The following is a 14,070-nucleotide window of genomic DNA, read 5'->3' on the forward strand; positions in this document are numbered from 1 at the left end:
CTCAGGCGCCCTTGCCGAACAGGGCGCTGAGCTCGGCATAGGACATGGCATCCTTGGCAAAGCCGAAGCTCCCCTGGTCGCGCAGCTCGAGGGCGGCACGCTTCAAGGCGCCGAAAGCCGCCCGGGCGAAGGAGCCGCCGACGCTGACGCGGCGCACGCCGAGCCTGGCGAGATCGGCGACGGTGAAATCCTGCCCGCCCACGGTGAACAGGACGTTGAGCGGCCTGTCGATCGAGCTCAGCACGCTGGAAATCTGGTCGAGGCGGGTCAAGGCAGGCGCGTAGAGCACTTCGGCTCCCGCTTCCTGGAAGGCCTGGAGGCGGCGGATGGTGTCGTCGAGGTCGGCGATACCATGCAGAAAGTTCTCGGCGCGGGCGGTGAGCACGAATCCCCCGGCGCGTGCCGCCTCGGCCGCGGCGCGGACGCGGTCGACGGCATGGCCGAACTCGTAGATCGGCCGGTCGGGTCGACCGGTGGCATCCTCGATCGAGCCTCCGGCGAGCCCCACCTCGATGCCGGCAAGGATGGTGCGCCGGCAGTCCTCGGGTGAGTCGCCGAAACCGTTTTCGAGATCGGCGCTTACCGGCAGACTGGTCGCTTCCACGATGACCCGCGCATTGGCGAGGGTTTCCTCGCGCGTCATCTGGCCGTCCTTGCGCCCCACCGTGAAAGCCAGGCCGGCACTGGTGGTAGCGATCGCTGAAAAGCCTAGCGAATCAAGAAGCTTGGTGGACCCGGCATCCCAGGCGTTGGGTATGAGGAAAAGTTCGGGGCGCTGGTGCAGTTCGGAGAAGACGGCGGCGCGGCGAGCCTGGGTCATGGCGAATCCTTAGGTAAATTCACGGTTTGTTCTAGGGGTGCGAAGCGCGGGAGGCAAGCGCTATTTCCCTGGGGCCGGCGCTTCTCAACCTGCGGGTCCAGTGGGCACCGCCAGGGAATTACTTCAGGATCGCCGCCAGATTATGGCTGGTGCGGTGATGGGCGTGGGTGATGGCGACGGCGAGGGCATCGGCCGCATCCTCCGATTTCGGATCGGCCTTGGGCAGCAGCACCTTGATCATCAGGCCGATCTGCTTCTTGTCGGCGTGGCCGGAGCCGACCACGGTCTTCTTGACGAGGTTGGGCGCATATTCGCTGACGGCGAGGCCGGCCTGGGCCGGCACCAGCATGGCAATGCCGCGAGCCTGGCCGAGCTTCAGGGTCGCCGTGGCGTCCTTGTTGACGAAAGTCTTCTCGACGGCGGCCTCGTCCGGCTCGAAGCGCGTCATCACCTCCGTCAGGCCCTCATGCAAGGCGAGCAGGCGGTGGGCGAGTTCTTCGCTGTCATCGGAAAATACGGTGCCGCAGGCGATGAAGGTCAGCCGGTTGGCCAGTACCTCGATCACGCCCCAGCCGGTGCGGCGCAGGCCGGGGTCGACGCCGAGGATACGGATGGGGGTCTGTGACATGACTTCCTGGGACCGCCGGCATCCCTGCCGGCTCTTGGAATCGCTGTGCTTGCAGGATGGGAAGAGCCGGCTGGAAGCCGGCGATCCCAGGATTTACTCCGCCAGCTTCGCCATCATGGCGTCGGAAAGCTCGAAATTGGCGTAGACATGCTGCACGTCGTCATGGTCGTCGAGATTGTCGACCAGGCGCATCAGCTTTTCGCCGGTCTCGTCATCGACGGCCACTGTGTTCTGCGGCCGCCAGACCAGGCTGGATTTACGGGCTTCGCCGAGCTGGGTCTCCAGAGCCTTGGTCACTTCGGCGAGGTTCTCGGCGGCGCAGATGAATTCGTGGCCGTCTTCGGAGGAAGAACAATCATCGGCGCCGGCTTCCAGTGCCGCTTCGAGCATCGCGTCGGAGGAGCCTTTGTCCGCGTCATATTCGATCACGCCAACTCGGTCGAACATGAAGGACACGGCGCCGGTCTCGGCGAGATTGCCGCCAGCCTTGGTGAAATAGGAGCGCACGTCCGATGCAGTACGGTTGCGGTTGTCGGTGAGCGCTTCGACGATCAGCGCCACGCCGCCCGGGCCATAGCCCTCATAGCGGATCTCGTCATAGTTCTCGCCATCGGTGCCGGCGGCCTTCTTGACGGCGCGGTCGATGTTGTCCCTGGGCATGTTTTCAGCGCGCGCGGCCAGGATGGCGGCCCGCAGCCGTGCATTCATGTTGGGATCGGGCAGGCCGAGCTTGGCCGCGACGGTGATTTCACGGGCGAGCTTGGAAAACAGTTTCGAACGCTTGGCATCCTGCTTGCCCTTGCGGTGCATGATGTTGGCGAATTGGGAATGACCGGCCATTGTTTTGCCCTGGTTCGTTATGTGTGCGGGCTCGTCGGTGTGTACGAACCCAATGAATTGTGGCGCGGCTTATAGAAGCGGCGGCGAGAAAAATCCACCTTTGTGCGGAACGGGGAGGCGGGATGACCCGTCCTTCACCAGAAATCGGGCTCGGCCTGCGACAGCCTTCCACCGATGCGTACAGGCGCGATCTTCACCGCCAGGCCGGTGCGATCGTCGGTTTCCACGGCCAGGCCCGACAGGGTTGCCTCGCCCGTCGCCGGCTCGAAGCGCAGGCCCGGCGTCTTCTGGATGAAGCGGCGGATGGGCTCTTCCTTGTCCATGCCGAGCACGCTGTCATAGTCGCCGCACATGCCGGCATCCGACATATAGGCAGTGCCATGGCCGAGGATCTGATGGTCTGATGTCGGCACATGGGTGTGGGTGCCGATCACCAGGCTGGCCCGTCCGTCGGCGAAATGGCCGAGCGCCTGCTTTTCGCTGGTGGCTTCGGCATGCACGTCCACCACTACGGCGTCGGCGCCGAGGCCGAGCGGGCAGGCGGCGAGCTCGCGCTCGAGGGCCGCGAAGGGATCGTCGAGCGCGTCCATATAGACCCGGCCCATCACCTGGACGACCAGCAGCCGCATGCCGTTCTTCAGGTCCACCAGCGTGGCACCGCGCCCCGGCGTGCCCTTGGGATAGTTGGCAGGACGGATCAGCCGCGGTGCCCGCTCGATGAAGACGAGAGCTTCGCGCTGATCGAAGGAATGATTGCCGAGCGTCACGACATCTGCGCCGGAAGCGACGACCTCGTCGAAGATTGCCTCCGTCAGGCCGAAGCCGCCGGCGGCGTTCTCGCCGTTGATGATGACGGCGTCGAGCTTCCAGGCCTCGCGCAAGCCGGGTAGGCGTTCGATCACGGCGTTGCGGCCGGTGCGGCCGACGATGTCGCCCAGGAACAACAGACGCATATTAGGGCCTGCCCTCAGCTATGGATTGGATTTGACGGGAGCGATTTTGGCCGAGGATGTCCGCACTTGCTTCGCAAGTGCGTGGGAGTTCGAGGACGCAAGCCTTTCGGCTTGCTACGTCTGCCACAGGCTTTGCCTGTGGCAGGAATGACGTGCTCATCGGCCAAAAGCGCCCCGCCGCCGAAGGCGGTGAGGTGAAAAATGGTCGTCTGCAGCGTCGCTTCGCTTGCCAAGACAGAAGTCTTGGCAGCGCTCGCTCCTCCCATCCAACCATTTTTGACCTCATCAAATTCCAAACCATAGCTGAGGGCAGGCCCTAACGCCCCGTCACTGTGATGATTTCGTTTTCGGTGGCGATGGCATCGAGCGGCACGTCATGGTGCTCGGCCGGGAGGACCGCGACTTCCTGGCAGGCGAACGCGTAGCCGAGGGTGAAGACGGGATGCATCGCCCGCAATTGCGGTATGGTGCGATCGTAGAAACCCGCGCCATAGCCGATGCGGTAGCCACGCCGGTCGAAGGCGACGGGTGGCACCAGAAGCACCTGGGGATGCACTTCCTCCGCCTCGGGCGAGGGCTCGGGGATGTTGTGGCGTCCCACCACCAGCGGATCGCCCGGTGCCCAGGCACGGAAGGTGAGGGGGTGCCCATATTTCGGTGTGGTCGGCAAGGCCAGCTTGCGGCCCGTATGGTGCAGGCGCTCGGCGATTTCGCCGGGATGAATCTCGTCGCGAAAGGCCTGGTAGAGACCGACGATACCGCTGGTGTATTTCAGGCGGCTGAAGGCGTGATGGGCGGCTCTCGCCGTCGCTGACTGGCGCTGATGACCGCGGATCTCTGCACGTGCCGCCATTGCCTTGTGGCGCAACTGGGTCTTGTGATCGGTAGAGGCCATTACACGTTTGGAAAGAGGAGGGAGCGGGCCACCTCGGCCGTTGGACGTTTCGATCCCGGGTGCCTACTGATGTAGGTGGGCGCCGTAATGTCCGAGCCCTCGAGCAAGAACAGTGACAGCTCCCTTGGGAGTCGTATGGCCCCGGGGATACAGTTGTCCTGACGAACCAGGCAGCACCGCATTGAGATAATAAGGGCGAGACGGTGCGAGCGCCAGAGGGCGATGAAAATATTGCTGGAAGCGCTGGCTTCCTGAGATGCCCGCGCTCCCGGAAAATTCAGATGCCCTATACGCCTGTCTTCGACAGAGAATCGATCAGCTTCTCGACCCGGACGGCGGCATCGGTCAGGGCCTGGGTCACCCGCATCTGGGTCTGCTGCTCGCGCTGCAGCGCATTGTCGCGGGTCTGGCGCAATTCGTCGAGATCATGCTGCAATCCGGCCGCCCGCCGCTGCATCTCAGCCAGCTCGTCCGCGACCATGATGCCGGCCATCACGGCGAGACGCATATCCCCGATTTCGCCGAATGACGAACGCAGGGCATCGATCTTGGCATCGAGCTGGCGGCCGAGGCCGAGGAGATGTTCTTCCTGGCCCTCGTCGCACGCCATGCGATAGGCGCGGCCCGCAATGGTGACGGATACATGCGCCATGCTAGCTATCCTGCGGCTCAAGCACGTGACGGATGGAATCCATCGCCTGGTCGAGGCGTCGCGATACGTCGCGATTGGCGGTTTCCATCGCCGTGAAGCGTGCATAGCTCGCATCGAGTTCCAAGGCGAGGCGATTGCGATCTTCCGAGAGGGCCTGCACTTCGATGCGATGTCCGCCGATGGTCCGGTCGAGTTCCGCGCGATGCTCGGCGGCCTCTTCGAGCTGAACCAGGGCCATATTCAATCGTTGCAAGGCTGCATCCACAGACAAGGGCTTACTCACTCTTTCCCTATAGCGGCATTTCGTCGAATCATGACAGGGCCGCTCCGCGTTTTTGCTTAAATATCAAAGTATCGCGGTTTCGCCCAAGGGCCAAGTGAAAGCCGCCAGCCTTCCCCTGGTGATACGACCGGCTTTCGATCACCCCACCGCCGGTTGCGTGAATTTCAGGCACAAGCCCGGGGATCATTGACAGTCGGGGATGAGGTGCTAAGAACCCACCGCCCTTTTTTGCCAAATTCCGGCTGAAATCATCAGGAAACACTCCATGGCACTCACCGAAATGCAGAACCGCCTAGCCAATGCCATTCGTGGCTTGGCGATCGATGGGGTTGAGGCAGCCAAATCCGGTCATCCCGGCATGCCGATGGGCATGGCTGATGTCGCCACCGTGCTGTTCACGCGTTTCCTGAAGTTCGATGCCGCCAATCCCCATTGGGCCGACCGCGACCGCTTCATCCTGTCGGCGGGCCATGGCTCTATGCTACTTTATTCGCTGCTCTATCTGACCGGCGTCCCGGGCATGACGGTCGAGGAACTCAAGCATTTCCGCCAACTCGGCCACAAGACCCCCGGCCATCCTGAGAATTTCCACACCGTCGGCATTGAAACCACCACCGGTCCGCTCGGGCAGGGCATCGCGACCGCCGTCGGCTTTGCCTTCGCGGAGAAGATGCTCGCTGCCCAGTTCGGCAAGAAGGTTGTCGATCACTATACCTATGTCATCGCCTCCGACGGCGACCTGATGGAGGGCGTCAGCCAGGAAGCGATCGCTCTTGCTGGTCACTACAAGCTCAACAAGATGATCGTGATGTGGGATCACAATGGCATCTCCATCGACGGCCCGCTGACCCTTTCGGACTCGGTTGACCAGATCAAGCGCTTCCAGTCCGCTGGCTGGCGCGCGGTGAATGTCGACGGCCATGACCAGGATGCCATCGCCGCCGCCATCGAGGCTGCGCAGAAGTCGAGCAAGCCGACGCTGATCGCCTGCAAGACCACGATCGGCTTCGGTTCGCCCCATCGTGCCGGCACCTCCAAGGCCCATGGCGAGCCGCTCGGGCCGGAAGAAGCCAAGCTCTCCAAGGAGAATCTCGGCATCACCGGCGCGCCCTTCGAGGTGCCCGCCGACGTGCTCAAGGCCTGGCGCGAGGCGGGTTCTCGCGGCGTTGGTGCCCGCCAGGCCTGGGAAGAGCGTTTCGCCACTTTGTCCGAGCGCAAGCAGGCCGAGTTCACGCGCCGCATGGATCATGTGCGTCCCGCCAAGCTCGGCAAGGCCATCCTCGCCCACAAGAAGGCGCTCGCCGCCAATCCCACCGCGATGGCGACCCGCAAATCCTCCGAGGCTGCCCTCAACGTCATTGTCGAGGTCATGCCGGAACTGGTGCTGGGCTCGGCCGACCTGACGCCCTCCAACAACACCAAGGCCAAGGGCCTGGTGGAGATCACCCCGAAGGACTTCAAGGGCCGCTACATCCATTGGGGCATTCGCGAGCATGGCATGGCTGCCGCGATGAACGGCATCTATCTGCATGGCGGCTTCGTTCCGGCCGGCGGCACCTTCTTCGTCTTCACCGACTATGCCCGCCCCGCCATCCGCCTTGCGGCGCTGATGGGAACCGCTCCTGTCTATGTCATGACCCATGACTCGATCGGCCTCGGCGAGGACGGTCCGACCCACCAGCCGGTCGAGCATCTGGCGGCTTGCCGCGCGATGCCGAACATGCGCGTGTTCCGTCCCTGCGACGCGATCGAGACGGCGGAATGCTGGCAGCTCGCGCTGGAGCGCACCAACGGGCCGACCATTTTGGCGCTGACCCGCCAGAATCTGCCGCTGCTGCGAGAAGCCACCTCGGCCAATCTGTGCGCCCAGGGCGGCTATGAACTGGCCGGCACCGGCGGCGAGAAGGCCGCGGTGACGCTGTTCGCTTCGGGTTCCGAGGTCGAGATCGCCATGAATGCCCGCGCCATCCTCAACCAGCGCGGCGTGCCGACCCGTGTGGTCTCGGTGCCTTCGCTGGAACTGCTCATTGGGCAGTCGCAAGAGGTCAAGGCCAAGATCATCGGCGACGCTCCGGTGAAGGTCGCGGTGGAAGCCGCCGTCCGCTTCGGCTGGGATGCGGTGATCGGTGCTGATGGCGGCTTCGTCGGCATGACCGGCTTCGGCGCCTCCGGCCCGATCAAGGACCTCTACAACCATTTTGGCATCACGGCGGAAGCCGTGGCCGAAACCGCCTTGCGCCGCCACAATGGCTGAGCATGAGCTGTAAACGAGCAGGGCGCACGCAAGTGTGCTTTGCTCTAACTCTTTGTTTTGACGCATTTTCTTAATCGAAAAGCCTGTCGGCTTTTCTGTAAAATGCTCTAGCTGAAGGCAGAGAAAGGAAATATCGGATGACAGTTCGTGTCGCCATCAACGGCTTTGGCCGCATCGGCCGCAACATCCTGCGCGCAATCGTCGAGGGCAAGCGCAAGGATATCGAGGTCGTGGCCATCAACGATCTCGGGCCGGTGGAGACCAACGCCCATCTGCTGCGCTACGATTCGATCCACGGCATCTTCCCCGCCGAGGTGAAGGTCGAGGGCGACTCCATCGTCGTGCAGGGCAAGAAGATCAAGGTCACCGCCATCAAGGATCCGGCCCAGCTTCCCCACAAGGAGCTGAACATCGACATCGCGATGGAGTGCACCGGCATCTTCACCGCGCGTGACAAGGCGGCCGCCCACCTCAAGGCCGGCGCCAAGCGCGTGATCGTCTCGGCCCCCAGCGATGGCGCCGATCTCACCGTGGTCTATGGCGTCAATCACCAGGACCTGACCAAGGACCACCTGGTCATTTCCAACGCCTCCTGCACCACCAACTGCCTGACGCCGGTGGCCAAGGTGCTGCATGATGCCTTCGGCATCGAGCGCGGCTTCATGACCACGATCCACTCCTACACCAACGACCAGCCCTCGCTGGACCAGATGCACAAGGATCTCTACCGCGCCCGCGCGGCGGCGTTGTCGATGATCCCGACCTCGACCGGCGCCGCCAAGGCCGTCGGCCTGGTGATGCCTGAGTTGAAGGGCCGACTCGACGGCACCTCCATCCGCGTACCCACGCCCAACGTCTCGGTGGTCGATCTCAAGTTCAACACCAAGAAGAAGACCAGCGTCGAGAAGATCAACGAGGCTATCATCAAGGCTTCCAAGCGCGGCCCGCTCAAGGGCGTTCTGGCCTATACCGACGAGCCGCTGGTGAGCCGCGACTTCAACCACAACCCGGCTTCCTCGATCTTCGCGCTCGACCAGACCAAGGTCATCGACGAGAAGTTCGTGCGTATCCTGACCTGGTACGACAATGAGTGGGGCTTCTCGAACCGCATGGCCGACACGGCGGTGCATTTCGCCAGCCTGATCTGAGCGCCTTTTTTCAGTGAAGTGAGTAAGGTGCCGCGGGTAACTGCGGCGCCTTTTCTTTTGTGTAGCCTCCACATCCGAGTTTGCCGGCGCCAGGCATCGTTTGCTTGTCCCGGGATGGGGGGCTGTGATTGAGTGGCGCCGCAATGGGCGGCGCGAAGGGGAGTGAAGCCATATGGCTCGGCGAGGCGTCTGGTTTTTCGTTCTCATCGTCGCTGTCTTGAGCCCGATGGCGGCTCGGGCCAGTTCCGATGGCGACTGTAAGCCGAGTTGGAAGATTGCGGGCACGGGATCGAACAACTGCAGCAATCTCGCCGTGCTGCAACCCGGCAACGACACGCGTGCCAATCTGCTGCTCCTGCTCGCCGGCCAAGACGATGCGCAGCCCGCGCCGGTCCGGTCGGATGGGGAGGAGGCAAGCAAGGTGCTGGCTGAGCCGAGCGATTGGGCCACCTTCCGTAGCGCGCTCTACCCACCACCCTCGACGGGCGGCAACGGGCTCTATGCCGCGGGCGAGGGCTCGCGCTGCCGCAGCAACGATGCGGGTACAGCCGATTTCGTGACGGCTCTCAGGGCGGAGCAGGGCGTCACATCCGCTGAAAGGGATGAGTTGATCGCCGCCCGGCAGGGCCTGCGGCCCGATTGCAGCGGAGCCGGGGCGGGACGAGAGGCCGTTTCCGCGGCCGCCGAGCATGCCCAGTCGCCCCTGGCCAAGGACTTTGCTGCCTATCTGTCGGGAGCGGCAGCCTTCTATGCCGGTGATTTCGACGCGGCCGCCCGGCATTTTGCTGCCCTGAGCCGTTCGACCCAGCCCTGGCTGCGGGAGAGCGGACGCTATCTTCTGGGGCGCGTGGAGGTGAACCATCTGCAGGCCGGCGCCTTTGACGAATATGGCAATCTGAGGGAAGTCCCGCAGCGCGATACCGGCAAGGCGACCGAGGCGGAAACGGGCCTCCAGGACTATCTGACGGCCTATCCGAACGGGCGCTACGCCACCTCCGCGCGTGGCCTGTTGCGCCGGGTCTATTGGATGAGCGGCGCCAATGCCAAGTTGCTCGCCGAATATGAGCGCCTCGTGGAGCAGAAGGCGAGCGAGCGCGGCATTTCCGATGCCGATCTCGCTCAAGAACTGGATAGCAAGCTGTTGCCCCTTTTGGGGGCGGAACAGGTGCGCTCGCCCGTGTTGCTAGCAACCCTTGACCTGGTTCGCATGCGCAAGGGCGGCTCTCTCAGTGGTGAAGCGTGCTGCAGCAAGGCCCTGACCTTGGAGGAACTGAACGGGCAACGCGAAGTCTTCGCAGGCAAGACGGACCTGTTCGACTATCTCGTCGCTTCCTATCAGTTCCATGTCGCCCGCCAGCCGCGTGTCGTTCTGGGCTTGCTGCCGGATCGGGCACAACAGAAAAGCTATGGCAATCTCGAATTCAGCCGGCAGGTGCTGCGCGGGCTGGCGCTGGACTCGGTGAAGGACCGTAACGCCCGCGGCTTTTGGCTCGATCTCATCCAGGGGGCAAGCCCCGTGAGCCAGCGTTTGGTCATCGAACTCGCTTTGGCCCTGCATGACGAGCGGGCAGGGACGCCTGAACACATCTTCGAGCCGGCCTCGCCGGTCCGCAATGAGACCATCCGGCAAACCTTGCTGCGATACAGCGCCGGCCCCCAATTGCTGCGCCGCCAGGCAGGCGATGCCGCCGCCTCACCGGCCGAGCGGGCGACAGCCCTCTACACGCTGCTTTATCGCGATCTCACCCGCGGGGCCTACAAGGCCTTTCCGGAGGATGTGGCGTTGGTGCCTGCCGATGCCAAGGTCGAGACGGATCCCGGTGATGCGAGGGGCGACGATCCACCGTCCTCGGATTTGTTCGTCAAACCGCAAACGGCGTCGGATTTCACTTGCCCCGATCTCAAGAGCAGCGTTGCCACGCTGTCCGCCAATCAGCGCGACATCACCGGACGACTGTGCCTGGGCGAGTTCATTCGCCTCAACGATCTCGATCGCGCCTTCCTGGATACGCCGCCGGCCAAGGATGAACTCGGCGGCAAGGGGGTGCAGTTTCCGGGCAGGAAATTTTCGCGGCTCGACACATATCGCACCGTCATCGGCGCGGCGGGCGCGACATCGGATCAGAAAGCCTATGCCCTCTATCGCGCCGTCTGGTGTTTCGCGCCGACGGGCAAGAATGGCTGTGATGACAGCGAGGTTCCCGCTGCACAGCGAAAGGCCTGGTTCAAGGCGTTGAAACGCGATTACCCGCAATCACGCTGGGCCCAGTCCCTGGAGTATTACTGGTAGAGATGCTGCGGCCAGTCTGTGCCCTCGCGATTTTCCTGGCGGCAGCCGGTGCCGCCGCGACGGCCGCGCCCGTTGACATCAACCGCCATCACAGTTTCTGGCTGTGGGCGGGGGTAAAGACGCAGCCCGAACTCGCACGGGCTCGCGAACTCTATCTCCTCGGCTCGGAGGTCGGTGCCCGGGAACCGGTTCGCCTCCTGTCGCGGCGAAGCGCCGTTCCCCGCCTTCCCGACACGCCGCTGTGGCTGGTGGTGCGCGTCGAGACCCTGGCATGGCCGCCGCAGATCTACGATCAGGTTCTCGCTCAGCTCGGGCGCTGGCAAGCGGCAGGCAATCGTGTCATCGGCCTGCAGATCGATTTCGATGCCCGTACGCGCCATCTGGAGAGCTACGCCTCCTTCCTCTCAGGCCTGCGCCACCAACTGCCGGCGGAGTACAGGCTCGGCATTACCGGCCTGATGGATTGGAGCAGCAATGGCGATCCCAGGGGGCTCGAAGCGCTCGGCGGCGTCGTGGACGAAGTGATCATCCAGACCTATCAGGGCCGCATAACCATCCCCGGCTATGCCGCCTATCTTTCGCGTCTGGGCCGGCTGCAGATGCCTTTCCGCATCGGCCTCGTGCAGGCCGGCGACTGGCAGGAGCCGCCTGGCCTCACCGCCAATCCCTGGTTTCGCGGCTATGTCGTGTTCCTGCAGAATCCCAGGCAGCGCTGACTTAGGATTCGTCCGTCAACAAACGAGTCCAATTGGCTCGACCTTGTCATTGCCGGCTTGACCCGGCAATCCAGTTCCTCCTTCCGGACGTCGAAGAAGAGCCCCTGGATGCCCGGGTCAAGCATCGGCATGACAAAGGTGGCGCTTCAGTTATTTCCGGACAATGCCTTAGTGATGATTTGGAGACGGTCGGGGCCGCAGATGAGGTGGCCGTCTTGGCATGCTTCACGCGCGGTACTCTCTCTCGATCAATGCTCTGCCGAGCCGCGAGCCTTCGCCTCCTTCGCAAGGCGTCCGAGCTGGGCGGTCTGTGATGCATTGCGGTGATCGCTCCGGTAGCCGGCCGGAAAGAGGCGGACGCCGCTTTCGTGCTGCACCAGATCTCGATCGCGGCGGCGGCCATTTCCTGCACGACGAGCGATGCGAACAGCTCTTCCTGGCTGGCAAACAGGTCAAATGCCTTGGCCTCGGATAGGCCGGCGCGCGTGGCGATCTCCTCCATGCTCACGGCGTCATAGGGCTTGGTGAAGAACTTCCTGCGAGCGATGCGCAGCATCTGCCGGGCGCAGGCGATCATGTCGTCGTTGCCCTTCATGGGCATGAACGGGGAGGATAGGTCGGAGTTGAGATCGCAACTGTCTCCGACGGAAACGGCGCCTCGGATGATCCGGGGCTCCGTTTTGCGCATGATTGTCAGCGGCAATGGCCCGCATGTTTATTGCGGATCGAGGATGCGCCAGTCGAAGCTGCCTGCCCAGTCGGCGAAATTATGCCAGTTCACCTCGGGGAAATCCTTGTGCAGGCCGGCGACATCGACGTCGTAGCCGACCCGATCGAACCACTCGAACATGATGGCGGCATCCTCGCTCTGCTGGCGGATCGCGGCGGTCGGCACTTCCTGGTAACGGATCGGACGGTTGATTGCCCGCGAGAGAATTCTCACCAGCTCCTCGCCGGAGAGCTCGTCCCCTGCATAGTCGAAGCGTTTGCCGAAGACCTTTTCGCGACGCTCCACCAGGGCGGCATTGAACGCGCCGATGTCTGCCAGCGCCACCTGCTGCAAGGCGCGCTTGGCCGGGACAGCGAGGGCGTACACACCCTGGCGCAGGCTGTCGATCGACCAGGGGCCCACGCTGTTTTCCATGAAGAAGACCGGGGCGCTGATCGTATAGGGCACGCCGAGCCCAGCAATATGCTGTTCGACCAGATATTTGCTGTCGAAATGCGGAATGCCGGTAGCCTTGTCGGCGTCGGCGACGGATGAGTAGATCAAGTGCCCGATACCGGCTGCCTTGGCCGCGTCGGCGGCGGCGATGCCCTGGCGGGTTTCTCCGTCAGTCCCGTCAGCCAGCATGGTTCCCATCAAGAACATCGTGTCGACGTCGCTGGCTGCCTTGACGATAGAGGCCGTGTCGTCGAGGTCACCAGGCACAATCTGTGCGCCCGCCGCTGCCAGGGCCTGCGCACCGGCACTGTCGGGTCTGCGGCTCAATGCCTTGACGTGATGCCCCCTGGAAAGCAGGTCGCGGACGACTGCACCTCCCTGCTGACCCGTGGCACCGGTAACCAATACAGTCCGTTTGGTGGTCATTTCACCGCTCCTTGCTTGTGATGAAGCAAATTTAGCGCTGCCACATCGAACCATAATGGGCTATTATTGGAAAACATCGTTCCAAATTTGGATATAATGCTCGATCTCAACGACATTCTGGTTTTTGCCCGGGTGGTCGAGGCCGGCAGTTTCACCGGAGCCGCACGGCTGCTCCGTGCGCCCAAGACCACAGTGAGTCGCCGCATTGCTGCGCTCGAACAGGCCGTCGGTGCGCGCCTGCTGCAGCGCACGACGCGGAGCCTCGCCATGACGGAGGCCGGACGCCTCTATTACGAACGCAGCAGCGTGGCGCTGAGGCTGATCGAAGAGGCAAATCTGCGCCTTGCGGAAGCAAGAACGGAACCTTCGGGTACGATCCGCATTTCCGCGCCTGCCGGATTTGCCGACCATCTGCTCAACAGTGCCGTGTTCGATTTCCTTGCCGCCTATCCCAAGACCAAGGCTGAATTGATCCTGACCGATGACCGGCTCAATCTGATCGAGCATGGCATCGATCTGGCCTTCCGGACCGGTATCCTCCCGGATTCCACTTTGATCGCGCGCAAGCTCGGCGTCACGCATAGAATCTTGTGTGCCGGCCCGAATTATCTCGCGCAGTTCGGAACGCCGCAGGCCACAGCGGATCTCGCCCGGCATGCCTGCGTCATCGTCGGCCCATCGGTGGACGGCGCGCCATGGGTACTGGAGGGGCCAGGGGGCCAGGAAACGGTGACGGTTTCAGGCCGTTTCGCCGTCAACGACATGCATTCGGCGTTATCGGCGGCGATTGCCGGCTATGGCATTGCCCAATTGCCCTACCAGTTCGCAGAGTCTGCCCTGCAAGACGGGAGGCTGCGGCGTATTCTCGAAGATCATACCATGTCAGCCGGTGGCCTCTATGTCGTCTATCCCAGCAGCCGGCATCTATCGCCGCTGATCAAGGCTTTCATCGAGCTGGCGGTGCGAAAGCTCGATACGCAATTGTTCCGATGAGCGCTGA

At 63.2% G+C, this 14,070-nt stretch carries 14 protein-coding genes and 1 other RNA gene; 5 read left to right on the top strand and 10 right to left on the bottom strand.

What is annotated here, in order from left to right:
* Nucleotide 1: 1 nt before the first annotated feature.
* The 8 genes from ACN6KF_RS01640 to ACN6KF_RS01675 form a co-directional block, all read right to left on the bottom strand.
* Nucleotides 2–820: an isocitrate lyase/PEP mutase family protein gene (locus ACN6KF_RS01640; protein WP_434955156.1), complete on the bottom strand. Its 819-nt coding sequence runs from the start codon at nt 818–820 to the stop codon at nt 2–4.
* Between the two features lie 118 nt (nt 821–938).
* On the bottom strand, nt 939–1,448 hold the full coding sequence (ruvC, locus tag ACN6KF_RS01645) for a crossover junction endodeoxyribonuclease RuvC (protein WP_434955157.1): 510 nt from the start codon (nt 1,446–1,448) through the stop codon (nt 939–941).
* A 93-nt stretch (nt 1,449–1,541) separates the two neighbouring features.
* Nucleotides 1,542–2,288, bottom strand: a complete 747-nt coding sequence (locus tag ACN6KF_RS01650; protein WP_434955158.1) for a YebC/PmpR family DNA-binding transcriptional regulator — start codon at nt 2,286–2,288, stop codon at nt 1,542–1,544.
* A 134-nt stretch (nt 2,289–2,422) separates the two neighbouring features.
* A complete protein-coding gene (locus tag ACN6KF_RS01655) occupies nt 2,423–3,241 on the bottom strand; it encodes a TIGR00282 family metallophosphoesterase (protein WP_434955159.1) in 819 nt (272 codons plus the stop codon).
* A gap of 316 nt (nt 3,242–3,557) precedes the next feature.
* On the bottom strand, nt 3,558–4,136 hold the full coding sequence (locus ACN6KF_RS01660) for a 5-formyltetrahydrofolate cyclo-ligase (protein WP_434955160.1): 579 nt from the start codon (nt 4,134–4,136) through the stop codon (nt 3,558–3,560).
* A gap of 22 nt (nt 4,137–4,158) precedes the next feature.
* Nucleotides 4,159–4,316: non-coding RNA, 6S RNA (ssrS, locus tag ACN6KF_RS01665), on the bottom strand.
* 106 nt (nt 4,317–4,422) lie between these two features.
* Nucleotides 4,423–4,788 (bottom strand): cell division protein ZapA, encoded by a 366-nt coding sequence (locus ACN6KF_RS01670; RefSeq protein ID WP_434955161.1) that lies wholly within the window; start codon nt 4,786–4,788, stop codon nt 4,423–4,425.
* Nucleotide 4,789: 1 nt separating this feature from the next.
* Nucleotides 4,790–5,071, bottom strand: a complete 282-nt coding sequence (locus ACN6KF_RS01675) for a DUF4164 domain-containing protein (RefSeq protein ID WP_434955162.1) — start codon at nt 5,069–5,071, stop codon at nt 4,790–4,792.
* A 265-nt stretch (nt 5,072–5,336) separates the two neighbouring features.
* Between ACN6KF_RS01675 and tkt the strand changes: the two genes are divergently transcribed.
* The 4 genes from tkt to ACN6KF_RS01695 all read left to right on the top strand — a co-directional run bounded on the left by tkt (nt 5,337) and on the right by ACN6KF_RS01695 (nt 11,479).
* Nucleotides 5,337–7,325, top strand: coding sequence for a transketolase (tkt, locus tag ACN6KF_RS01680; protein WP_434955163.1), 1,989 nt, complete (start codon nt 5,337–5,339; stop codon nt 7,323–7,325).
* Between the two features lie 137 nt (nt 7,326–7,462).
* On the top strand, nt 7,463–8,473 hold the full coding sequence (gap, locus tag ACN6KF_RS01685) for a type I glyceraldehyde-3-phosphate dehydrogenase (RefSeq protein WP_434955164.1): 1,011 nt from the start codon (nt 7,463–7,465) through the stop codon (nt 8,471–8,473).
* A gap of 172 nt (nt 8,474–8,645) precedes the next feature.
* Nucleotides 8,646–10,763, top strand: coding sequence for a tetratricopeptide repeat protein (locus ACN6KF_RS01690; RefSeq protein ID WP_434955165.1), 2,118 nt, complete (start codon nt 8,646–8,648; stop codon nt 10,761–10,763).
* A 2-nt stretch (nt 10,764–10,765) separates the two neighbouring features.
* A complete protein-coding gene (locus ACN6KF_RS01695; RefSeq protein WP_434955166.1) occupies nt 10,766–11,479 on the top strand; it encodes a DUF3142 domain-containing protein in 714 nt (237 codons plus the stop codon).
* Between the two features lie 46 nt (nt 11,480–11,525).
* Here the strand turns inward: ACN6KF_RS01695 and ACN6KF_RS01700 are convergent, their stop codons facing one another.
* Entirely contained in the window at nt 11,526–12,074 is a 549-nt protein-coding gene (locus ACN6KF_RS01700; RefSeq protein ID WP_434955167.1) for a TetR/AcrR family transcriptional regulator, read from the bottom strand.
* A gap of 120 nt (nt 12,075–12,194) precedes the next feature.
* Nucleotides 12,195–13,070, bottom strand: a complete 876-nt coding sequence (locus tag ACN6KF_RS01705) for an NmrA/HSCARG family protein (RefSeq protein ID WP_434955168.1) — start codon at nt 13,068–13,070, stop codon at nt 12,195–12,197.
* Between the two features lie 96 nt (nt 13,071–13,166).
* Here ACN6KF_RS01705 and ACN6KF_RS01710 point away from each other — a divergent pair, with 96 nt between their 5' ends.
* A complete protein-coding gene (locus ACN6KF_RS01710; protein ID WP_434955169.1) occupies nt 13,167–14,063 on the top strand; it encodes a LysR family transcriptional regulator in 897 nt (298 codons plus the stop codon).
* Nucleotides 14,064–14,070 lie beyond the last annotated feature (7 nt).

It is taken from the genome of Labrys methylaminiphilus subsp. lupini, assembly GCF_051161885.1.
Lineage (GTDB): Bacteria > Pseudomonadota > Alphaproteobacteria > Rhizobiales > Labraceae > Labrys.